The sequence below is a fragment of the Streptomyces sp. LE64 genome (genome assembly GCF_052606915.1).
In genome coordinates this window covers 1,486,346-1,508,542 of the sequence record NZ_CP199708.1, presented here as the reverse complement: position 1 = coordinate 1,508,542, position 22,197 = coordinate 1,486,346, and the positions used below count along the sequence as shown (strand labels likewise).

General features: G+C 71.2%; 19 protein-coding genes and 1 pseudogene. 13 read left to right on the top strand and 7 right to left on the bottom strand.

Annotated elements, in window-relative coordinates; all coding sequences use genetic code 11:
* Positions 1-37 precede the first annotated feature (37 nt).
* Positions 38-1,207: a fatty acid biosynthesis transcriptional regulator FasR gene (gene fasR, locus ACSMX9_RS06820; RefSeq protein ID WP_351238801.1), complete on the bottom strand. Its 1,170-nt coding sequence runs from the start codon at positions 1,205-1,207 to the stop codon at positions 38-40.
* A 356-nt stretch (positions 1,208-1,563) separates the two neighbouring features.
* On the opposite strand from fasR, the gene ACSMX9_RS06815 reads away from it, so the two are divergent.
* On the top strand, positions 1,564-2,241 hold the full coding sequence (locus ACSMX9_RS06815; protein ID WP_445402919.1) for a pirin family protein: 678 nt from the start codon (positions 1,564-1,566) through the stop codon (positions 2,239-2,241).
* A 19-nt stretch (positions 2,242-2,260) separates the two neighbouring features.
* Here the strand turns inward: ACSMX9_RS06815 and ACSMX9_RS06810 are convergent, their stop codons facing one another.
* On the bottom strand, positions 2,261-3,100 hold the full coding sequence (locus ACSMX9_RS06810) for a serine hydrolase domain-containing protein (protein ID WP_445400803.1): 840 nt from the start codon (positions 3,098-3,100) through the stop codon (positions 2,261-2,263).
* 126 nt (positions 3,101-3,226) lie between these two features.
* Here ACSMX9_RS06810 and ACSMX9_RS06805 point away from each other — a divergent pair, with 126 nt between their 5' ends.
* Together ACSMX9_RS06805 and ACSMX9_RS06800 are read left to right on the top strand one after the other, a co-directional pair.
* A complete protein-coding gene (locus tag ACSMX9_RS06805; protein WP_445400801.1) occupies positions 3,227-3,718 on the top strand; it encodes a MerR family transcriptional regulator in 492 nt (163 codons plus the stop codon).
* Positions 3,715-4,725 (top strand): annotated as a pseudogene (locus ACSMX9_RS06800) (aldo/keto reductase); the annotation flags it as partial. The gene ACSMX9_RS06805 and the pseudogene ACSMX9_RS06800, both read left to right, overlap by 4 nt.
* A gap of 46 nt (positions 4,726-4,771) precedes the next feature.
* Here the strand turns inward: ACSMX9_RS06800 and ACSMX9_RS06795 are convergent.
* A complete protein-coding gene (locus tag ACSMX9_RS06795) occupies positions 4,772-5,638 on the bottom strand; it encodes a DUF4429 domain-containing protein (RefSeq protein WP_445400799.1) in 867 nt (288 codons plus the stop codon).
* A gap of 65 nt (positions 5,639-5,703) precedes the next feature.
* Positions 5,704-6,924 (bottom strand): alpha/beta hydrolase, encoded by a 1,221-nt coding sequence (locus ACSMX9_RS06790; protein WP_445400797.1) that lies wholly within the window; start codon positions 6,922-6,924, stop codon positions 5,704-5,706.
* Positions 6,925-7,295: 371 nt separating this feature from the next.
* On the opposite strand from ACSMX9_RS06790, the gene ACSMX9_RS06785 reads away from it, so the two are divergent.
* Complete coding sequence (locus ACSMX9_RS06785; RefSeq protein WP_445402918.1) at positions 7,296-7,691, top strand: peptidase inhibitor family I36 protein; 396 nt, start codon at positions 7,296-7,298, stop codon at positions 7,689-7,691.
* Positions 7,692-7,813: 122 nt separating this feature from the next.
* Here ACSMX9_RS06785 and aceE read toward each other — a convergent pair whose 3' ends face one another.
* Entirely contained in the window at positions 7,814-10,561 is a 2,748-nt protein-coding gene (gene aceE / locus ACSMX9_RS06780; protein ID WP_445400795.1) for a pyruvate dehydrogenase (acetyl-transferring), homodimeric type, read from the bottom strand.
* Between the two features lie 588 nt (positions 10,562-11,149).
* On the opposite strand from aceE, the gene ACSMX9_RS06775 reads away from it, so the two are divergent.
* The 6 genes from ACSMX9_RS06775 (at position 11,150) to ACSMX9_RS06750 (ending at position 15,807) form a co-directional block, all read left to right on the top strand.
* Positions 11,150-11,587 carry a DUF3052 domain-containing protein gene (locus ACSMX9_RS06775; RefSeq protein WP_351238485.1) on the top strand — a complete coding sequence of 146 codons (438 nt, stop codon included), beginning with the start codon at positions 11,150-11,152 and terminating at the stop codon, positions 11,585-11,587.
* 225 nt (positions 11,588-11,812) lie between these two features.
* Positions 11,813-12,271 carry a peroxiredoxin gene (locus ACSMX9_RS06770; RefSeq protein ID WP_366117261.1) on the top strand — a complete coding sequence of 153 codons (459 nt, stop codon included), beginning with the start codon at positions 11,813-11,815 and terminating at the stop codon, positions 12,269-12,271.
* Between the two features lie 114 nt (positions 12,272-12,385).
* Positions 12,386-12,961: a TerD family protein gene (locus ACSMX9_RS06765; RefSeq protein ID WP_351238481.1), complete on the top strand. Its 576-nt coding sequence runs from the start codon at positions 12,386-12,388 to the stop codon at positions 12,959-12,961.
* Between the two features lie 155 nt (positions 12,962-13,116).
* Positions 13,117-13,692 carry a TerD family protein gene (locus ACSMX9_RS06760; RefSeq protein ID WP_445400793.1) on the top strand — a complete coding sequence of 192 codons (576 nt, stop codon included), beginning with the start codon at positions 13,117-13,119 and terminating at the stop codon, positions 13,690-13,692.
* Between the two features lie 73 nt (positions 13,693-13,765).
* A complete protein-coding gene (locus tag ACSMX9_RS06755) occupies positions 13,766-14,908 on the top strand; it encodes a DUF475 domain-containing protein (protein ID WP_366117262.1) in 1,143 nt (380 codons plus the stop codon).
* 158 nt (positions 14,909-15,066) lie between these two features.
* Positions 15,067-15,807 (top strand): TerD family protein, encoded by a 741-nt coding sequence (locus tag ACSMX9_RS06750; RefSeq protein WP_351238475.1) that lies wholly within the window; start codon positions 15,067-15,069, stop codon positions 15,805-15,807.
* A 50-nt stretch (positions 15,808-15,857) separates the two neighbouring features.
* On the opposite strand, the gene ACSMX9_RS06745 is transcribed toward ACSMX9_RS06750, so the two are convergent.
* On the bottom strand, positions 15,858-16,703 hold the full coding sequence (locus tag ACSMX9_RS06745) for a TerD family protein (protein ID WP_445400791.1): 846 nt from the start codon (positions 16,701-16,703) through the stop codon (positions 15,858-15,860).
* Between the two features lie 198 nt (positions 16,704-16,901).
* On the opposite strand from ACSMX9_RS06745, the gene ACSMX9_RS06740 reads away from it, so the two are divergent.
* Genes ACSMX9_RS06740 through ACSMX9_RS06730 form a run of 3 tightly spaced genes read left to right on the top strand, consistent with a single transcriptional unit; the run spans position 16,902 to position 21,482 of the window.
* Positions 16,902-18,068 (top strand): HpcH/HpaI aldolase/citrate lyase family protein, encoded by a 1,167-nt coding sequence (locus tag ACSMX9_RS06740; protein ID WP_445400789.1) that lies wholly within the window; start codon positions 16,902-16,904, stop codon positions 18,066-18,068.
* Positions 18,069-18,090: 22 nt separating this feature from the next.
* Positions 18,091-20,634, top strand: a complete 2,544-nt coding sequence (locus tag ACSMX9_RS06735) for a phosphoribosyltransferase (RefSeq protein WP_445400787.1) — start codon at positions 18,091-18,093, stop codon at positions 20,632-20,634.
* Complete coding sequence (locus tag ACSMX9_RS06730; RefSeq protein ID WP_445400785.1) at positions 20,631-21,482, top strand: HAD family hydrolase; 852 nt, start codon at positions 20,631-20,633, stop codon at positions 21,480-21,482. Before ACSMX9_RS06735 ends, ACSMX9_RS06730 begins: the two co-directional genes overlap by 4 nt.
* On the opposite strand, the gene ACSMX9_RS06725 is transcribed toward ACSMX9_RS06730, so the two are convergent.
* Positions 21,421-22,077 (bottom strand): DedA family protein, encoded by a 657-nt coding sequence (locus ACSMX9_RS06725; RefSeq protein ID WP_445400783.1) that lies wholly within the window; start codon positions 22,075-22,077, stop codon positions 21,421-21,423. The genes ACSMX9_RS06730 and ACSMX9_RS06725 overlap by 62 nt on opposite strands.
* Between the last annotated feature and the right edge of the window lie 120 nt (positions 22,078-22,197).

The window sequence follows — 22,197 nt, the reverse complement described above, 5'->3', positions numbered from 1 at the left end:
AACCGAAGGGGGAATTGTAGGCACTCAACAAGACCGCCTAAGACGGGACATCTCCGTCCGCGAGCCGGCCAAGGATCAGCGCGATACGCAGAGTGAACGCCGAACGCACGTCGGAGGGTGACCAGCCGGTGACGTCAGTCACACGTCGGAGCCGGTAGCGCACGGTGTTCGGGTGGACGAAGAGCATCCGCGCCGCACCCTCCAGGCTGCTGGCCTGCTCCAGATACACGCTCAGCGTTTCCAGCAGGGCCGACCCGGCCTCTTCCAGCGGTCTGTAGATCTCCTCCACCAGCTGCTCACGCGCCGAAGGGTCGGACGCGATGGCCCGCTCCGGCAGCAGGTCGTCGGCCAGCACCGGGCGCGGGGCGTCCTGCCACGCACCGCACGCCCGCAGCCCCGCCGCCGCGGCCTGCGCCGACCGGGTCGCCGCCAACAGGTCCGGGACGATCGGCCCCGCCACCACCGGCCCCGCGGCGAACGGTCCGATCAGCGCCTTCGCCACCTGCAAGGGGTTGTCGCTGCCGCCCGCGATCACCACCAGCCGGTCCCCGAGCACCCCCGTCAGCACCTGGAGCTTGGCGTGCCGGGCCGCCCGCCGGATCGCCTCCACGGTCAGCTCGTTGTCCCCCTCCGGCGCCGTCCCCAGCACCACGCAGACGTGCTCGGGAGCGTTCCAGCCCAGCGCCGCCGCCCGGCTGACCGCCCCCTCGTCCGCCTCGCCGGACAGGACCGCGTTCACCACCAGGGACTCCAGCCGGGCGTCCCACGCGCCCCGCGCCTCCGCCGCCTGTGCGTACACCTGCGCCGTGGCGAAGGCGATCTCCCGCGCGTACACCAGCAGGGCCTCGCGCAGCACCGACTCGTCGCCGGGCGCCGCGACCTCGTCGATCGCGGACTCCATGACCTCGATCGTGGTCCGCACCATCTCCACGGTCTGCCGCAGGGTGATCGCCCGGGTCAGCTCGCGCGGCGCCGTGCCGAACACGTCCGTCGAGATCGCCTGCGGAGCGTCCGGGCGGCGGAACCACTCGGTGAACGCGGCGATGCCGGCCTGGGCGACCAGACCGATCCAGGAACGGTTCTCCGGCGGCATGGCCCGGTACCAGGGAAGCGTCTCGTCCATCCGGGCGATGGCCTGCGCGGCGAGGCTCCCGGAGGACTTCTCCAGCCGGCGCAGGGTGCCGGCGTGCGAATGCGGCGCATGCACCGGCGGGCGCCCCCGATCGGTCGGCTCACCGGCGGCGCCGTGGTCCGCGGAGGAACGGCGCGCCGGGTGCTCGGCGGCGTCGGGCCAGTCGGAGTCCGCCGTGGGCCCGCCGCGCCCGTCGGACGGTGGCACGCCGGGACCACCCGGGTTCGCCCCCCGGGACGAGCCGGGGACGGGAGTGCGCGCTGCGCCGTGATCTGCGGGATCGGTCTTGCCGACTTCGGGTTCGGACACGGGACAAGACTGCCTCATCCGCGCGCCCGGACGAATCGGCGGGGCGGTCCCGGTGGGTTCCGGTGCGGAACCGGCGCACCGGGCGGACCGCCCCCGGGGACGGGGACTACCGTGGTCGCGTGATCGACGTGCGCCGCGCCGCAGAGCGCTACCCCGGAGGCGACCCGACGGCGGGCATCGAGTCCCGGCACGCCTTCTCCTTCGGGCCCCACTACGACCCGGACAACCTGCGCTTCGGTGCCGTCATCGCCTGCAACGAGGAGCGCCTCGCCCCCGGCGCCGGCTTCGACGAGCACCCGCACAGCCACACCGAGATCGTCACCTGGGTCGTCGAGGGCGAACTCACCCACCGCGACTCCACGGGCCGCACCACCCGCGTCCGGGCGGGGGACGTCCAACGCCTGAGCTCCGCGGGCGGCGTGCGGCACGTGGAGCGCAACGACGGCCCGGACCCGCTGGTCTTCGTCCAGATGTGGCTGGCCCCCCTGACGCCCGGCGGCGAACCGCGCTACGAGGTGGTCCGCGCCCTCCCGGACAACGAGGCGTACCCGGTCCCCGAAGCCGGCGCGCTGCTGCACGTCCAGCGGCTCGCCACCGGTGAGCGCCGTCCGCTGCCCACCGGCGCGCACGCCTACGCGCACGTGGTGCGCGGCAGGCTGGCCCTGCACCCGGCCGTCGACGGGGACCCGGCGCCGCTGGGCCCGGGCGACGCGGTCCGACTCGCCGACGTCGAGGGGGCCGCCCTGGTGGCCCTCGCCCCGGCCGAGGTCCTGGTCTGGGAGATGGCCTCCCGGAGCTGACCCCCGAGCCCGGACCGGCTCAGAGCTCGGCGAGCACCGCGTCCGTGAGCTGCGGCCACGCCTGGACCGCCCAGGGCCCGAACGCCCGGTCGGCGAGCGCGACGCAGGCCGCTCCGGTGCCCCGGCCGTCGGCCCACCGGGCTTCCGGGTCCACCCACAGGAACGTGCCCGCCTGCCCGAAGTGCCCGAAGGTGCGCGGCGAGGACGTGCTCCCGGTCCAGTGCGGGGACTTGGCGTCCCGGATCTCGAACCCTAGGCCCCAGTCGTTCGGGCTCTGGTGGCCGTACCCCGGCAGCACGCCCTTGGTCCCCGGGTACTGCACGGTGATCGCCTCCGCCACCGTCCGAGGGTCGAGCAGCCGCGGCGCCTGCACCTCGGCGGCGAACCGCACCAGGTCCTCGACGGTCGACACCCCGTCCTTCGCGGCCGAGCCGCCGCCGACCAGGGCGGTGCCCGCCATCCCCAACGGCTCCAGCACCGCCTGCCGCAGGTACTCCTCGAAGGGCATCTCGGTGGCCTCGGCCACGTGGTCGGCCAGCACCTCGAACCCGGCGTTCGAGTACAGCCGGCGCGTCCCGGGCTCCGCCATCACCTTGTGCTCGTCGAAGGCGAGCCCGCTGGTGTGCGCCAGCAGGTGCCGCACCGTCGCGCCCGCCGGCCCCGCCGGCCCGTCCAGCTCCAGTGCGCCCTCCTCGTACGCCACGAGCACCGCGTACGCCGTCAGCGGCTTGGTCACCGAGGCCAGGGCGAACCGTCGCCCGGTGTCCCCGAAGACCCCGGCCAGCTCCCCGTTCGACCGCACCACGGCACCCGCGGCGGCCGGCACCGGCCACCCTTCCATCAACCCAAGGCTCTGCATCCTCGGAGCGTAGTTGCCCGCCGGCGGCGGTCGGCGGCCCGGGTGGGGGGAGCGGCGCGGGCCCGTGCGGAGCGCCGGCCCGGAACGCTTGCTTGGAGTGCACTCCAGGCCCCTAGGTTGGGAGCCATGACGGTGACGGACACGGCGCCCCCGGCAGCCTCGACGACCTCGGACGACCCCACGGTCCCCGCCGCCCTCGACGCGTGCGCCGCCCCGCCCGGCGCGCACCCGCGGCCGGACGGTCAGGACCGGTACACCATCGGCGAAGTGGTCGCCCACACCGGGCTGAGCGCCCACACCCTGCGCTGGTACGAGCGCATCGGGCTGATGCCGCACATCGACCGTTCGCACACCGGTCAGCGCCGGTACCGCAACCGGGACCTGGACTGGCTGGACCTGGTCAGCAAGCTCCGCCTCACGGGCATGCCGGTCGCCGATATGGTCCGCTTCTCGGAGCTGGTCCGCAGCGGTGACCACACCTTCCCCGAGCGGCAGCGGCTCCTGGAGGCCACCCGCCGGGAGGTCCTCTCCCGCATCGCCGAACTGCGGGGCACCCTCGCCGTCCTCGACCACAAGATCGACTTCTATGCCAACGCCTCCGGAGGGAACCCCCGTTGACCCGCCCCACCCACGTCCGCCTCGGTGCCGACGGCCCCCTGGTCGGTGCGCAGGGCCTCGGCTGCACGGGCATGAGCTTCGCCACGGTCCGACCGACGAGGCCGAGGCCCGGGCCACCCTGGAACGCGCCCGGGAACTCGGCGTCACCCTGTACGACACGGCCGACCTGTACGGCGCGGGGGCCAACGAGCGCTTCCTCGCCCCCTTCCTCAAGGCCCACCGCGACGAGGTCGTCATCGCCACCAAGTGCGCCCTGTCCGTCGATCCCGTCGATCCCACCCGGCGCTCGATCAGCAACGATCCCGCCTACATCCGCGCCTGTGCGGACGCCAGCCTCCGTCGGCTGGGCACCGACCGCATCGACCTGTACTACCTGCACCGGCCGGACCCCGCGGTGCCGATCGAGGATTCGGTGGGCGCCATGGCCGACCTCGTCCGGGCGGGCAAGGTCGGCCACCTCGGGCTGAGCGAGGTCTCCGGCTCCGAGCTGCGGGCGGCCCACGCCGTCCATCCGATCGCCACCCTCCAGTCCGAGTGGTCCCTGTTCAGCCGGGACGTCGAACGGGGCGTCGTGCCGGCGGCGGCCGACCTGGGGATCGCCGTGGTGCCCTACGCCCCCCCCTCGGGCGCGGCTTCCTCACCGGCGCCTTCAGCAGCGCGGAGAAGGACCTCGGCCCGTAGGACTTCCGTCGGGAGCAGAGCCCCGCTTCACCGGGGCCAACGCCGCCGCCAACGCCGCCCTCCTGGAGCCGGTGCGCGCCGTTGCCGAGGCCCGTGGGGCCACCCCCGGCCAGGTCGCCCTCGCCTGGGTCCACCAGCGGGCCGAGGTCCACGGCCTGCCGGTCGTCCCGCTGCCCGGCACCCGCTCACGTCACCGGGTCGAGGAGAACGTGGCCGCGGCGGGCCTGACCCTGACCGCGGAGGAACTGTCGCTCCTCGAACCCCTCGCCGCCCGGGTCTCCGGCGACCGGTACGCCGACATGAGCTTCACCTCGGCCGGGCGGGAACAGGGTCGCTGCCGGGCCGGCCGTCCCGGTCGGCGGGGCCGCGGGCTCAGAGCTCGGCGAGCAACTCGGCCTTCTTGGAGAGGAACTCGTCGTCGGTGACGAGCCCGGCCCGGTGCAACTCGCCGAGGTGACGGATCCGGTCGGCGATGTCGGCCGGATCCCGTCGACCGCCCGGGGAGTGCGGGGCCCCGGTCGCACCGGCCGGGCCGGTCGAGCGGACCGCCGCCAACACCGAGGCGGCGAACGGCAACGACTCGTGCACCGGCCCGTAGCCCAGGCCGAACACCAGGGCGCCGGGGTCCTGGTCGGCCTGGGCCGGCGGCTGCGGGACGTCGCGGCGCAGCAACCGGAGGTGGCCTTCGAAGAGTTCGGGGGAGCGCCACTCCACGCCGCTGAGGTCGGCGACCGGGAACCGCTGGTCGCCCGCCTTCCACTTGGCGGAGGAGGCCCCCGTCCAGGACCAGCGGTAGAACACGGTGCTCCCGTCGAAGGTCGCCTTGCCGTCGTACGCCTTGAAGCTGAGGGGGGCTTCGGGGGGTTCCACGAGGTGGTGGTCGAGGGGCTCCTCGGCGGTGCGGTGCGTGAGGAGGGGCCGCAACTCGTCGGCGTAGTACTCGGCGAGGTCGGCCCGTTCCGCGGGCAGCACCAGGCGGTAGGGGTCGGACCCCTCCCTCAACTGCCCGGCGGCCGCGTCCATCAGCGGGTCGGCGCCGGGCCGGGGCACGGCGTGCAGCACGACCGTGCCGCGCTTGCCCGGTGACAACGCCACGGCGGAGATCGCTTCGTGGGGGACCCGGCGCTCACCGAGCGCCTGGAAGAGCTTGGGCGTGCGTATCCCCCGTTCGAAGCGGATGTGCACGGAGTCGGACGCGAACTCCCAAGCGGCGTGAAATCCGGCCAGTACATCACCCATGCGGCTCATCGTATGCGGCGGGGCCGACATCGTCCCGCCCGCTACCGGGGGAGTTCTCCCCCCTGCTACGCGTGTGGGTCCGCCCCGGCGGAGTCCAGGCCACTCCTGCACCCGTCGTCCCCGTCGGCGCACTCCAGCCCGAGGTAGGCGCCGACGCCGATCTCCGCGAGGTTGCTCAGGCTGCCGGTGCCCGGCTCGAAGTAGCCGGTGTGGCCGTTCGCGCCGTTCGCCGACAGCAACCGCGCCCCGAAGGCGGGGGAGACCGGGTCGGCGCCGTGTCCGATGCCGCCGACTTCGAGGTGCGGCACCCCTTCGATCCAGTCGTCCCCGTCGCGCATCGCCCAGATGCGGGCGCGCGTGCGCAGTTGGGAGGCGTGGCCGGCGCGCATGCCCGGGCTGCCCGCGACGGCGATGTCCGTCACCCGGGAGGGCAGCGAGGGCGCGGCGATGCCGCAGAGCACGGAGCCGTAGCTGTGGCAGTAGAGGGCGACGCGGGCCCGGTCCGGGAGCCCGCGGAGCATGGCGTTGAGCCGCACGGCGCCGTGCCGGGCGCGTATCCCGGTCGCCGCCTCGACGCCGAGGCCGTCGGGTGCGGTGTAGTCGGCCCAGGCGATCACCGCCGTGCGCGTCGCGGGGCTCGCCGAGCGCTCCGCGCGGTACAGGGCGCGGGCCATGCCCAGGGGCGTGGAGTGCGCGCGGCGGGCGCTCTCGAAGGAGCCGAGGGTGGTGTCCACCCCGGGCACGACGACGGAGACGCGCCGTGCGCGTGCCAGGTCGCCGAGGACTTCCGCGATCCGTCCGCTTCCGGTCGGGTCGAAGGCGAGGATGTGCCGGTCGGGCCGGGTGAGGGCGCGGTAGCGCTGCATGCGCAGCTCCGCCTGGCGTTGCCCTTCGGGGGAGAGTCGGTCGTCGTGCACCCGTCGGGATTCCGCCCGTCGGGCCGCGTCGAGCGAGGTCCGGTTGGCCCGGTAGCGCAGGGCGAGCGGGGCGCCGTTCATGTTGCCGATCACCAGCGGATGGCGCCGGGCGAGCCGGGTGAGCTGCCCGGGTTCGAGGGAGGCGAAGAACCGGGCCAGCCGGTCCGGGGCGGTCAGCGGGTCGGGCAGCGGGCGACCTTCCAGACGGTCCTCGCCCCAGGCCGTGAGGGCGACCTTGAGGGGCGCGCCGCCGTCGCGCCGGTGGTGGACCGCGGTCCAGCCGGTGGTCGCCAACATGATGAAGACCACGCCGAGGGCGATCAGCGCGCGCCAGACGCCGAGCGCGGGGGAGGGGTCGAAGGAAGTCACTGCGGGACACCCTAGGAGACCCCCGCACCCGGCTGTGCATTGCGTGACGGGAATCACGTTTCCGGACGGAGGAAGGGTGAACGGAGGCGGCGGTGCTCATTCCATCGGGGTGTGCGGGAGCGGCCGCGCACCCCCGTGACCGGGGACTTCGGGCGGACGGACGTCCTGCGGACCGCAGGTGCGGACGGGTGGTCCGGCGGGGGCCGCGGGTGGCCCCTCACGCCCGGGCCGCCTGATGGGTGCCGGTCCGTCGGGGGATTTCCCCCATCAGTGTGGCCGCCCCCCGGAGCGCTTCCTTCCGCTCGCGGCGAGCGGCGACAGTTGCACCAAGTGATCAGTCCGACACGGGGGTTACCACCATGCGTTCCGTCCTGCGCACCACCATCGTCCTCGCGACCGCCGGCGCGGCCCTCCTCCTCGGTCCGGCGCCGGCGGGAATCGCCACGGTGCCGGGCGCCGGGCAGGCCCCGCGGGCGGAGCCCGTGCTGGGCCGCTGCGGCCCCGGGGAGCTGTGCCTGTGGTCGAAACCCGACTTCAAGGGCACCCGACTCGGTTACGAACTCTCCGAAGTCGACATCGAGAGCTGTACCCCGCTGCCCTCGGGCGGCTCCGCACAGGCCCTCGCCAACCGGCTGGGCCGTCCGGTCACCACCTACCAGTCCGCCACCTGCGCCGAGACCGGGGAGTTCGACACCTATCCCGGCGACGGCACCTGGACCCCGCGCTCGCCCCACCGCATCAGGGCGTTCAAGGTGTGGGAGAACTGAACCTCGCCGACCCCCTGGGGGCCGTGCCGCCCGCGGCCCGAGGGCGCGGCGGGGGCGGACCGCACTTCCCGTCCGCCCCCGCCGCTCCCGTCCGTCCGGTACGCCTCCGCGTGCCGTGCGGGTCAGGCGTCGCCGCCGGCCGTGCCCGGGTCCGCGGCGGCCACGTCCCACAGCCGGTAGCGGTCGATCGCCTGCCGCGGTGCCGAGCGGTCGACCTTGCCCTCCTTCGCCAGCTCCGTGAGGACGGCCACCACGATCGAAGGCGCGTCGATGTGGAAGTAGCGCCGTGCCGCGCCCCGGGTGTCGGCGAAGCCGAAGCCGTCCGCCCCCAGCGACTGGTACGTACCGGGAATCCAACGGGCGATCTGATCGGGGACCGACCGCATCCAGTCGGAGACCGCCACGAACGGTCCTTCAGCGCCCGAGAACTTCTGCGTCACATAGGGCACCCGGGGCTCCTCCTCGGGGTGGAGCAGATTGTGCCGCTCCGCCTCGACCGCCTCGCGCCGCAGCTCGTTCCAGGAGGTTGCGGACCACACGTCCGCCCTCACGTCCCATTCCTCGGCGAGGACGCGCTGGGCCTCCAGGGCCCAGGGCACGGCCACGCCCGAGGCCAGGACCTGCGCGGGCACGGTGCCGCGGTCACCGGACTTCAGCCGGTACACGCCCTTGAGGATGCCCTCGACGTCGACGCCCTCGGGTTCGGCCGGGTGCTGGATCGGCTCGTTGTAGACGGTGAGGTAGTAGAAGACGTCCTCGCCGGGGGCGCCGTCCGCGGTCCGTCCGTACATCCGTCGCAGGCCCTCCTGCACGATGTGCGCGATCTCGTAGGCGTAGGCGGGGTCATAGGCCACACACGCTGGATTGGTGGAGGCGAGCAACTGGGAGTGGCCGTCCGCGTGCTGGAGCCCCTCCCCGGTCAGGGTGGTCCGACCGGCAGTGGCCCCCAGAACGAATCCGCGCGCCAACTGATCAGCCATCTGCCAGAACTGGTCGCCGGTGCGCTGGAAACCGAACATCGAGTAGAAGACGTAGACCGGGATGAGCGGCTCGCCGTGCGTGGCGTACGCCGATCCCGCTGCGATCAGCGAGGCCGTGCAGCCCGCTTCGGAGATGCCGTCGTGCAACATCTGCCCGGTCGGCGACTCCTTGTAGGCGAGCAGCAGGTCCCGGTCGACCGACTCGTACTGTTGGCCGAGCGGGTTGTAGATCTTCGCGCTCGGGAAGAACGAGTCCATACCGAACGTGCGGTACTCGTCCGGGGCGATCAGGACGAACCGCCGCCCGATCTCCTTGTCCCGCATCAGGTCCTTGAGCAGGCGCACGAAGGCCATGGTGGTCGCGATCGACTGCTGACCGGAGCCCTTCTTGACGCTCGCGTAGGCGCCGTCGCCCGGGAGGGTCAGCGGTGCGGCCCGCACCACCCGCGTCGGCACGTAACCGCCCAGGGCGCGGCGGCGGTCGTGCATGTACTGGATCTCCTCCGAGTCGCGGCCCGGGTGGTAGTAGGGCGGCAGCCCCTCGTCCAGTTGGCGGTCGGTGATCGGCAGGCGCAGCCGGTCCCGGAACCCCTTCAGGTCGTCCACGGTCAGCTTCTTCATCTGGTGGGTGGCGTTGCGACCCTCGAAGTTGGGGCCGAGCGTCCACCCCTTGACCGTCTGCGCGAGGATCACCGTGGGCTGCCCCTGGTGCGCCTTCGCCGCGGAGAACGCGGCGAAGATCTTCCGGTGGTCGTGCCCGCCGCGCCCCAGATGGAGGACCTGATCGTCCGTCATGTCGGCCACCATGGCGCGCAGTCGGTGGTCGTCGCCGAAGAAGTGCTCCCGGATGTAGGCGCCGGTCTCGGTCGCGTAGGTCTGGAACTGTCCGTCCGGAGTGGTGTTCAACCGGTTCACCAGGACGCCGTCCCGGTCCCGGGCGAGCAGTGGGTCCCAGGACCGGTCCCACACGAGCTTGACGACGTTCCAGCCGGCCCCGCGGAACTGGGACTCCAGCTCCTGGATGATCTTGCCGTTGCCGCGGACCGGCCCGTCCAGCCGTTGCAGGTTGCAGTTGACGACGAAGGTCAGGTTGTCCAGGCCCTCGCGGGCGGCGATGGACAGCTGCCCCAGGGACTCCGGCTCGTCCATCTCGCCGTCGCCGAGGAAGGCCCACACGTGCGAGGAGGAGGTGTCCGCGATGCCCCGGGCGGCCAGGTACCGGTTCATCCTGGCCTGGAAGATGGCGCCCAGGGGGCCGAGCCCCATGGAGACCGTCGGGAACTCCCAGAAGTCCGGCATCAGCCGTGGGTGCGGATAGCTGGACAGCCCGTCCGGGGCCTTGGACTTCTCCTGGCGGAAGGCGTCGAGTTGGCGCTCGGAGAGCCGGTCGAGGAGGTAGGCCCGGGCGTAGATGCCCGGGGAGGCGTGCCCCTGGAAGAAGATCTGGTCCCCGCCGTGGCCCTCGTCCTTGCCGCGGAAGAAGTGGTTGAAGCCCACGTCGTAGAGCGACGCCGAGGAGGCGAAGGTCGCGATGTGCCCGCCGACCCCGATGCCGGGACGCTGGGCGCGCGACACCATGACGGCGGCGTTCCAGCGGGTGGCGTTGAGGATCTTGCGTTCGATCTCCTCGTTGCCGGGGAAGAACGGCTCGTCCCGGGTGGCGATGGTGTTCACGTAGTCGGTGCTGCGCATCTCGGGCACGGCCACGCGCTTCTCGCGGGCGCGTTCGATCAGTCGGAGCATCAGGTAGCGGGCCCGCTCGCGACCCCGCGCGTCGATGGCGGCGTCGAGCGAGTCGAGCCACTCCTGGGTCTCTTCGGGGTCGAAATCGGGGACCTGGCTCGGAAGGCCGCCAATGATGATCGGGTTGCGATCGAATCCGGAAGCCACGCTGTTCCTTCACTGTTCGGTGGCACGGTCGTGGGCCTTGCCACTGCTGGTGTGTGCACCGTTTCCCATCGTGTATCGCAGGGTGGGAAACGTCATCCGTACCGAGGGGTAACCAGGTACTCGATACGGCAGATGGGGCGGTGTGGTCCAAAACGGAACGATACGCCCCTCGCCGTCCCGGGTGACGGCCCCCTCGCCCCGTGTGCTAGGACCGTGCGCTCGGTCGTCGGGTGCGTCCGAGCAGGTGGGCGAGGGGTTGGCGGATCGCGCGTCGGAGCCCTTGCCGCTGGGGGCGTTCCCCCGGTCCGCCGCCGGTCCCTCGGGGTGTCCGGCGGCGGGTGGGGATTTCTTCCCCGCCCCGTACGTGTTCGCGAAACGGTCGAATGGGGCAGACTGTCGTGGTGTGTGTCACTGAATGCCGCGATTTCGTGCCAGGAGTTGCGGTGACCCGGTCGGGAACGTCACCGTTTCGGCGGTCTCGACGGCCGGGTACTTGCGCGATCCGCCCCGCACGTGTGGACTACGGCCAACGCCCCGCGCTGGCGCGAGGGCGACAGACGACATTCGAACATGATCAGGAGGCAAACGGTGAGCGCGACCGCGGACCACGCGGAGGAGCGGACGAACCCTGCCGCCAGGCTGGGGTTCCAGCCCGGGCAGGTGGTCCAGGAGATCGGCTACGACGACGACGCCGATCAGGAACTCCGCGAGGCCATTGAGGAGACCATCGGCGCCGATCTCGTCGACGAGGATTACGAGGACGTCGCCGATGTCGTCGTGCTGTGGTTCCGCGAGGACGACGGCGACCTGACGGACGCGCTGGTCGATGCCATCGGGCTGATCGACGAGGGCGGCCAGTTGTGGCTGCTGACGCCCAAGACCGGCCGGGACGGCTACGTCGAACCGAGCGACATCAACGAGTCGGCGCAGACCGCTGGTCTCTCCCAGACCAAGAGCATCAGCGTGGCCAAGGACTGGACCGGCAGCCGTCTGGTCACCCCGAAGGCCGCAGCCAAGAAGCGCTGACCGCCCGCCCCGTGGGAACCACGTCCCACGGGGCCGGTGGGCCTCACGCGCGTCTGCGCCCCCGTCCACGGGCCGTCGTCCTGCGCACCGCACGCGCGCGGCTCCCCGCGCGCCCGTCCGGGCCGTCGCCCGTCCCTCCCGCGCCCGCTGGCCGGTCCACCCCCTTCCGCTGCGTAGGGTGGGTGGAACACCACCCGAACAGCCCCGTGAAGGGAATGCGTGACCATGACGATCGCGGTCGGTACCGAGGCCCCGGACTTCGAGCTCAAGAACCAGCACGGTGAGACCGTGCGACTCTCCGACTTCCGCGGCGAGAAGAACGTCGTCCTGCTCTTCTACCCCTTCGCCTTCACCGGCGTCTGCACGGGCGAGCTGTGCGCGCTGCGCGACGAACTGCCCACGTTCGTGAACGACGGGGTCCAACTGCTGGCGGTCTCCAACGACGCCCCCTTCAGCCTCCGGGTCTTCGCCGAGCAGGAGGGCCTCGACTACCCCCTGCTGTCGGACTTCTGGCCGCACGGCGAGGCGTCGCGCGCCTACGGCGTCTTCGACGAGACCAAGGGCTGCGCCCTCCGCGGCACCTTCGTCATCGACAAGGCGGGCATCGTGCGCTGGACCGTCGTGAACGGCCTCCCCGACGCCCGGGACCTCAACGACTACGTCAAGGCCCTCGACACCCTCTGAGTTCTTCGGGCCCAACCACTGCGGAGCGTGGGAACCCGTCACTAGGATCGGAGCGTTGATCCGATACCAGAGCACGACGGGGGCTCCCCGCCCCTGACACCATTGGGAGGACTTGTGGGAGTCAGCCTCAGCAAGGGCGGCAACGTATCGCTGACCAAGGAGGCGCCCGGCCTCACCGCGGTCGTGATCGGTCTGGGCTGGGACGTCCGCACCACGACCGGTACGGACTTCGACCTGGACGCCAGTGCCATCCTGACGAACGCGGAGGGCAAGGTCACCAGCGACCAGAACTTCGTCTTCTTCAACAACCTGAAGAGCCCTGACGGTTCGGTGGAACACACCGGCGACAATCTCACCGGTGAGGGCGAGGGCGACGACGAGCAGATCAAGGTGAACCTGGCCGGGGTGCCCGTGGACGTCACGCGGGTCGTCTTCCCGGTGTCCATCTACGACGCCGAGAGCCGGCAGCAGTCCTTCGGGCAGGTGCGCAACGCGTTCATCCGCGTGGTGAACCAGGCGAACAACCAGGAGATCGCCCGTTACGACCTCTCCGAGGACGCCTCCACCGAGACCGCGATGGTCTTCGGCGAGCTGTACCGCCACGGGGCCGAATGGAAGTTCCGCGCCATCGGCCAGGGCTACGCCTCCGGCCTGCGCGGCATCGCGCAGGACTTCGGCGTCAACGTCTGAGCCACGGTCCGGGCGTCCGGTGCCGCAGCCGCCAGTCGGTGCGGCACCGGACGCGTCCGAGCGCACACCCCCGCCGGGGGCACGGGGGCGTGGCGCCGCCGTGGGTCCGGTCCGCCCCCGGGACGACGTCGCACTACCTCGGGGAGGAAAAGATCATGGGTGTCACGCTGTCCAAGGGGGGCAACGTCTCCCTGTCCAAGGCCGCACCGAACCTCACGCGGATCGTGGTGGGTCTCGGCTGGGACGCGCGTTCCACCACGGGAGCCCCCTTCGACCTCGACGCCAGCGCCCTGCTGTGCAGCTCCGGCCGTGTCCTGGGCGACGAGTGGTTCGTGTTCTACAACAACCTCACCAGCCCCGACGGTTCGGTGGAGCACACCGGCGACAACCTCACCGGCGACGGTGACGGCGACGACGAGTCCCTGGTCGTGGACCTCTCCCTGGTCCCGGCGGGCTGCGACAAGATCGTCTTTCCGGTCTCCATCCACGAGGCGGACGCCCGGGCACAGGCGTTCGGCCAGGTCGCCAATGCGTTCATCCGGATCGTCAACCAGGCGGACGGCCGGGAGCTGGCCCGTTACGACCTCTCCGAGGACGCCTCCACCGAGACCGCGATGATCTTCGGCGAGGTCTACCGCTACGGAGGCGAGTGGAAGTTCCGCGCGGTGGGGCAGGGCTATGCGTCGGGCCTGCGCGGCACCGCCCTAGACTTCGGGGTCAATGTGTCGTGAATCTGGGCCCGGCGCGGGGTGCCCCCTGCCGGACCCCTATCGGGGGGACCCCCGTGACAGGGATGGGTAGCCAGTGATTCTGAAAACCTTCGGCTGGTCGTTCGCGGTCACCGCGCTCGGTTTGGTCGCGGCGTTGCTCTACGGGGGGTGGGTCGGCTTCAGCCTCGTGGCGATGCTCTCCATCATGGAGATCTCGCTCTCCTTCGACAACGCCGTGGTCAACGCCGGAATCCTGAAGAAGATGAACGCGTTCTGGCAGCGCATCTTCCTCACCATCGGCATCCTGATCGCCGTGTTCGGCATGCGGCTCGTGTTCCCGGTCGTCATCGTCGCGGTGAGTGCCGGTCTCGGGCCGATCGAGGCGGTCGACCTCGCGCTCAACGACAAGGACCGCTACCAGGAACTCGTCACTGACGCCCACGCCTCCATCGCGGCCTTCGGCGGCATGTTCCTGCTCATGATCTTCCTCGACTTCGTCTTCGAGGACCGGGACATCAAGTGGCTGCGCTGGATCGAGCGCCCGCTCGCCAGGCTCGGCAAGGTCGAGATGCTGTCGGTGTGCATCGCCCTGATCGCCCTCCTCCTCAGTGCGGTCTTCCTCGCCCCCGAGGCGCACCAGCACGGCGGCACCCACGCGGACAAGACCGAGACGGTGCTCCTCTCCGGCATCGCCGGCCTGATCACCTACCTGGTGGTGGGCGGCTTGTCCGGGTTCTTCGAGGGACGGCTGGAGGAGCAGGAGGAACGCGAGCACGAGGCGGAGGAGGCGGCCAAGCGCAGCGGAAAGCCGGTGGTGCTGCTGGCCGGCAAGGCCGCCTTCTTCATGTTCCTCTACCTGGAGGTCCTAGACGCGTCGTTCTCCTTCGACGGTGTGATCGGCGCCTTCGCGATCACCAACGACATCGTCCTCATGGCGATCGGCCTCGGTGTCGGCGCGATGTACGTGCGTTCCATCACCGTCTACCTGGTGCGCCAGGGCACCCTGGACGACTACGTCTACCTGGAGCACGGTGCGCACTACGCGATCGGCGCGCTCGCCACGATCCTGCTGATCACCATCCGCTACGAGATCCACGAGGTGATCACCGGACTCGTGGGCGTGTTCCTGATCGGTTGGTCGTTCTGGTCCTCGGTCCGCCGCAACCGGGCCCTCGCCGCGGCCGGGGGCGCGGGGGACGGGTCGGGCAACAAGTCCGAGGTGTCGTCCGGAGTGTGAGTCAGCCGACATGACCGGTTCCGGTGTGTGGCCGGGCCCGTCGTGAGGAACGCTTTCAGAGGGCGGTCACGGGACACTTCCTGTGGCCGCCCCGCTGTAGGTAGGAAGCCCCGGCATTCAGGGCCGGGGTAGAGGACTCAGGGCATTGGGGGGCTTACATGTCCTTCTGGGACGATTTGTGGCGGGGAAAGTCGGCGAATTTCGATTCCGGCATCTCCGCGTCCAACTCCATCGAACTCACCAAGCGGAACCCCGCGGTTTCGCTCACCAAACAAGGAGCCGCCACCGGAAACCTACGCGTCAACCTGTCGTGGCGGATGCGGAGCTCCGACATCGGGGGCCGCCGGGACCAGGGAGGACTGCTGCGCAGCCCGCTCAAGATGTTCAAGCCGGAGGCCGTCCAGGCCCACACCCAGAGCATGGTCAACGTCGACCTCGACCTCGGCTGTCTGTACGAGCTGGCGGACGGGACCAAGGGCGTCGTCCAACCGCTCGGTGACCTCCTGGGCGATCTCAACGGTGCTCCATACGTCAAGCTGAGCGGCGACGACCGGTTCGGCTCCGGCTCGGGCGAGACGCTGTTCGTCAACCTCGACCAGCGCGATGCCATCAAGCGGCTGCTGATCTTCGTCTACATCTACGACCAGACGCCCGCCTTCGACCGCACCCACGCCCTGGTCACCCTCTACCCGAGCAGTGGCCCCCGCATCGAGATCAGCCTCGACGAGCGGGCCCCCGAGGCGCGCTCCTGCGCGGTGTTCTCCCTGGAGAACGTCAAGGGCCAGCTGATCGTCCGGCGCGAGGTGAAGTTCGTGTACGGCTTCCAGGCCGAACTCGACCGCCTGTTCGGCTGGGGCCTCCAGTGGGGCCGCGGGTACAAGTCGCAGGCCAGCCGCTGAACCCGCATCCTCCACCCGCTCCGGACGGACGACGGGTCCGTTGCGCGGGGTCAGCGGGGCTGGAACTGGGGGCCCTGCGGAGGGAGTGCGAAGTTCGGGTCCGGGGCCGCGGCCACCGGTTGGGGGTAGCCGTAGGCGGGCTGCCGGGCGTCGTCGGACGCGGCCGGCGAGGCGTGCGGGTAACCGTATCCGGGCTGGGCGGCGGGCGGCGGGGGATAGCCGTACCCGGGCGAGGCCGCCGGCCCGGCGGTGGGGAGCGCACCCGGGGGCACCGCATCGCTCCCCGAGACGGACCCGGGGGGCGGCCCGGGGACCGTCGGGAAGGACCGTTCGGGCTCCGGATCGGTCGACTCCGACTCGTCCACCGAAATCCCGAAGTCGGTGGCCAGGCCGACCAGGCCGTTCGAGTAGCCGTCGCCGACCGCCCGGAACTTCCACCCGTCCCCGCGCCGGTACAGCTCGCCGCAGATCAGAGCCGTCTCGGCACCCGTTTCGGGGGTGATGTCGAAGTACGCCAGGGGCTCCTCGCCCGCGGCCGTCGCATCGTGCACCTGGATGCGCAACGCCTGCACCTGGCTGAACGGGACGTCATCCGCCGAGGCCACCAGCAGCACCCGGTGGACTTCCTCGGGGAGGCCGGCCAGATCGGTCTGGATCGTGTCGGTCAGCCCGTGGGTCGCGCGTTTCTTGCCCAGTCGCCACACCGCCCCCGAAGGGTGGCGCGGCTGGTTGTAGAAGACGAAGTCCTCGTCGGAGCGCACGCGGCCGTCGGCGCCGAGCAGCAGCGCCGAGACGTCGACGTCCGGGACGAACTGTGCCGAGGCCCAGTGCAGCACGGCACGCACCGCCGTGGCTTCCAGCGGGACGTTCGACCCCTTCAGCATCGCGTGCGTCATACGGCCATCCTGCCTTCCCGATCACCGCCAGGACAATGCGGGCGCCGTGTGGTAAAGGACGGGCCGGGCGGGTCGGGCGCGGATGTGACATGCGTCGGATATCAGGATTTCATGGGGCAAGGGAACCCCTGACGCAGGTTTCTACGTACTATTACCGGCCACATTGCGTCGGACCACTCCGGCAACACGGGGAGACTCATGCGTCATTTCGGGCACATAGCCCCGCAGGTGCGACAGCGCCTCTTCCACCGGGAGCCGTGCGACTTCACCGCCGACTCTCCCGCCCGCGTGCTCGCCGTCGCCCTCGGAGCCACCCTGTACAGCCCCGCCAACCGGCCGACGCTCGCGGAGGACATCCGCAAGCAGGCGAAACGTGGCCTGATCTCCATGGTGGTGTGCTTGGAGGACTCGATAGAGGACTCCGAAGTCCCCCAGGCGGAGGAGAACGTCGTCCGCCAGTTCGCGGAACTGGCGGACGGCCCGGTCGGTGACCTTCCGTTGCTGTTCGTCCGCGTGCGCACTCCGGAGCAGATACCCGACCTCGTGCGACGACTGGGTGCGTCCGCGACGTTGCTGTCCGGATTCGTCCTTCCGAAGTTCACCGAGGAACGGGGTGTTCCGTTCCTGGAGGCGCTCACCGCCACCGAGGGCGCCTCGGGGCGCCGACTGTTCGCGATGCCGGTCCTGGAGTCACCGGAGCTGCTGCACCTGGAGAGCCGCCGCGAGACGCTGGACGGCATCGCCCGCACCGTCGACAAGTACCGGGACCGCGTGCTCGCGCTGCGGCTCGGCGTCACCGACTTCTGCTCGGCGTACGGCTTGCGCAGACCGCCCGACATGACGGCGTACGACGTGCAGATCGTGGCCTCCGTGATCGCGGACGTGGTCAACCTGCTCGGCCGGTCCGACGGCACGGGCTTCACCGTCACCGGCCCGGTCTGGGAGTACTTCCGGCTCCAGGAACGCATGTTCAAGCCCCAGCTGCGCCGCAGCCCCTTCCTCGCCGGCCGCGCTGACGAACTGCGCCGGGAACTGATCGAGCACGACCTCGACGGGTTGCTCCGGGAGATCGAGTTGGACCGTGCCAACGGTCTGCTGGGCAAGACCTGCATCCACCCCTCCCACGTCCTCCCGGTGCACGCGCTCTCGGTGGTCAGTCATGAGGAGTACAGCGACGCACGGGACATCCTGCGACCCGAACGGGACGGCGGCGGAGTGATGCGCTCCGCCTACACGAACAAGATGAACGAGGTGAAGCCGCACCGCGCCTGGGCCGAGCGGACCCTGCAACGCGCCGAGGTCTTCGGTGTCGCGGGCGAGGACGTCGGCTTCGTGGAGTTGCTCGCCGCCGGGCTCTCCGGCTGATCGCAAGGACGGCAAGGACGGAATGAACGACGCGGTGTGGACGGGGACGTGGGTCGCCCGACGGCTCGGGGTGGAGTTGGCGGGGCCCGAGGGGAGGGCCGCGGACGGCGGCGACCGGCTTCGCGAACTCCTGGGCCTCGCGTTGCGCCGCAACCCGAAGCGCGCCCATCTGCTGGTGTCGAACGTGCTCGGCAAGCACGTGCCCCGCTCGCCGGCGATCGTCTACCGGCACGGGTACGAGCTCGGCCGTCGGGTACGCGACCTGCTGGGTGACGAACTGGCCCGGCAGGCGGTGGTCCTCGGCTACGCGGAGACCGCCACCGGGCTCGGCCACTGCGTCGCGGACGGCCTCGAAACGGCCCCCTACCTGCACTCGACGCGCCGCCCGGTGGCGGGCGTGAAGGCGGTCGCCGGCTTCGAGGAGGCCCATTCCCATGCGACGAGCCACCTGATCCTGCCCGAAGACCCCGACCTGCTCGCGGGCGACGGCCCGCTGGTGCTGGTCGACGACGAGTTCTCCACCGGCAACACCGTCCTCAACACCATCCGTGCCGTCCACGCCCGCTACCCCCGCCGGCGCTATGTCATCGTCGCCCTCATCGACATGCGCTCCCCGCAGGACCGCACCCGGCTGGACGCCTTCGCCCGGGAGATCGGGGCACGGATCGACCTGGTGGCCACGGCCTCGGGCACGGTGCGGTTGCCCGCGGGCGTCCTGGAGAGGGGACGCTCCCTGGTCGCCCGGTACGAGGCCGAGGCCCCCGCGGACGGGTCGCCCGCGGCCACGGCGGAAGGGCCGGCGGCGCCCCGCACCGCGGCCGTGGTGCGGGTCGACCCGGGGTGGCCCGCCGGGCTGCCGGACGGAGGCCGGCACGGGTTCTCCCCGGCCCACCGCGTCCGCCTGGAAGCGGTCCTCGGCCCGGCTGCCGCCCGACTGGCCGAGCAACTGCTCGGCGAGAACGGCATCAGCCCGGTGCAAGCCGCCGCCGGAGCCCTCCCACGCGTCCTCGTCCTGGGCTTCGAGGAGCTGATGTACGCCCCCCTGCGGATCGCCACCGCCCTGGAGGACCACCTCCGCGGCACCGCCGACGTCCGCTACTCCACGACCACCCGCTCCCCGGTCCTCGCGGTCGACGACCCGGGCTACGCGATCCGCAGCCGACTCGTCTTCCCCGCGCACGACGACCCCGACGACGGACCCGGCGACCGCTACGCCTACAACGTCGCCGGCGCGGGGTTCGACGCCGTCGTCCTGGTGGTCGACTCGGTGGCCGACACACCCGAACTCCATGCCCCCGGGGGGCTGCTGGCCCAACTCGCCCGACACACCCCTCGGCTGCTGCTCGCCGTGGTGCCCTCCTACGTGCCGGGCCCCGTGCCCGAACGCCCAGAAGAAAGGCCCTCCTTGCTCCCCGATCCGCTGCGCGGCCCCGCCTTCTCCTCGTACGCCGCCGAGGACGTCGGCTGGTTGCTCCAGGACCTGTCCGCCGTCACGCTGGAGGCGCCGACCGAGGAACGCGAGGAGGCGATCCAGGCCGGCGGCGCCCACTACGCCGAGTCCCTGCCGGTGGAGTACCAGCCGAGCCCGCAGTACCAGCAGCTGTTCCACGAGGCCCTGGACGCCTCGGCGCAGCGGATCGCCCGGGCCGTCGGCACCGTCACCGAACTGGTCCTCGCCGAGCGCTCCCCGCGTCCCGTGCTGGTATCGCTCGCCCGTGCGGGGACCCCGGTGGGCATCCTCATGCGCCGCTGGGCCCGGCACCGGTACGACATCGACCTCCCGCACTACTCCGTGTCCATCGTGCGGGGCCGGGGCATCGATCAGAACGCCCTGCGATGGCTTGCGGCGCACCACGAACCCGCCGACGTCGTCTTCGTGGACGGGTGGACGGGGAAGGGAGCCATCACCCGCGAACTCGCCCAGGCCCTCAAGGACTTCCAGGAGCGCACCGGAATCCACGGCTTCGACCCCGAGATCGCGGTGCTCGCCGACCCGGGTGCGTGCGTGCGGACCTACGGCACCCGGGAGGACTACCTGATCCCCTCCGCCTGCCTCAACTCCACCGTCTCCGGACTGGTCTCCCGCACGGTCCTCAGGGCCGACCTCGTCGGCCCCGAGGACTACCACGGGGCCAAGCACTACCGGGAACTCGCCGACTCCGACGTCTCCCACGACTTCCTCCAGCAGATCGTCACCTGCTTCCCCGACGTGGGCGACGCGGTCGACCGCCAGGTCAAGGAGATGCTCACGACGGACCGGGCGCCCACCTGGGAGGGATGGACGGCGGTCGAGCGGATCAGCGAGGAGTACGGAATCCGGGACGTCAACCTGGTGAAGCCCGGGGTGGGCGAGACCACCCGGGTCCTGCTGCGCCGAGTGCCCTGGAAGGTCCTCGTCCGGCGCGGCGCCGGCACCGACCTGGAGCACGTACGGCTCCTCGCCGCCCAACGCGGTGTTCCCGTCGAGGAGGTCGACCACCTTCCCTACAGTTGCGTCGGACTCATCCACCCCCGGTACACCCGAGGCGCCACCGGCGCCGACGGCACGGCGGTGAACGCCCGGTGACCAGCGCACCCCTTACCGACCGGGACGAGCCGCGCACCGTCCTGGTCGCCAGCGACCTCGACCGCACCCTGATCTACTCGGCGGCGGCCCTCGGTCTCAGCGTGCCGGACGCCGAGGCGCCCCGGCTGCTGTGCGTCGAGGTGTACCAGGGCAAGCCGCTGTCCTACCTCACCGAGACCGCGGCCGACCTCCTGGCCGAACTGGCCCGAACCACTCATTTCGTCCCCACCACGACCCGCACCCTGGAGCAGTACCGCCGCATCCACCTCCCCGGACCCGCGCCCCGCCATGCGATCTGCGCCAATGGGGGGCAGATCCTGGTGGACGGGGTCCCCGACCCCGCCTGGCAGCGGCACGTCGTCGGCCGGATCACCGCGGAGTGCGCTCCGTTGGAGGAGATCGGGGACCACCTACGGCGCACCGCCGACCCGAGGTGGCTGCTCAAGGAACGCACGGCGGACGACTTCTTCGCCTATCTGGTGGTCGAACGGTCGCTGCTGCCCGAGCAGTGGGTCAAGGACCTCGCGGTCTGGTCCGAGGAACGGGGCTGGACCGTCTCGCTCCAGGGGCGCAAGGTCTACGTGGTGCCCCGCCCCCTCACCAAGAGCGCCGCGCTGCGCGAGGTCCTGCGTCGAACCGGTGCCGCGCACACCCTCGCGGCGGGGGACTCGCTACTCGACGCCGACCTGCTGCTGGCCGCGGACCAGGCGTGGCGGCCGAGCCACGGCGAGCTTGCCGACGAAGAGTGGCGCGCCCCCCACCTCACGGTCCTTCCGCAGAAGGGTGCTATTGCCGGCGAGCAGATCGTGAAGAGCCTTGTCCGCGCCGCTGCCCTGGCCCGGGCCTGAACATCCGCACGCCGATGAAGAGGAGCACGGCGCAGACGGCCAGTACAAGGACGACCTTGGAGTACGCCGACACATAGCCCGTGACCTCCGTCCAGTTCTCGCCCAGCAGGTACCCGGCGAGGACGAAGATGGTGTTCCAGATCGCGCTGCCCACGGTCGTGAGCATCAGGAACATGGGCAGCGACATGCGCTCGATGCCCGCGGGTATGGAGATCAGGCTCCGGAAGATGGGGATCATCCGCCCGAAGAACACGGCCTTCGTGCCGTGGCGGTGGAACCACGCCTCCGTCTTCTCGATGTCCGCCACCTTCACCAACGGAAGCTTGGCGGCTATCGCGATCATGCGGTCACGGCCGAGTGCCGCACCGATGCCGTACAGCGCGAGGGCGCCCACGACGGAACCGGCCGTGGTCCACAGGAGAGCGGCGTAGAGGTTCATCTGCCCGGTGCTGGCCGCGAAGCCGGCGAGGGGCAGGATCACCTCACTGGGCAGGGGAGGGAACAGGTTCTCCAGCGCGATGGCCAGACCGGCGCCCGGTGCGCCGAGCTGGTCCATCAGACCGTTGATCCATTGCGGAGCGCTGCTTTCGATCATGATTCCACCGTAGAAAGTTCGAGCTGAATGCACACTGAAGCCGCCCACACGCTTTCGGTGGTGCACGCCACAGGTGAGAAGTGCGGTTTTCCGCAATGCGCCGCTGCCCCGCGGTTGATT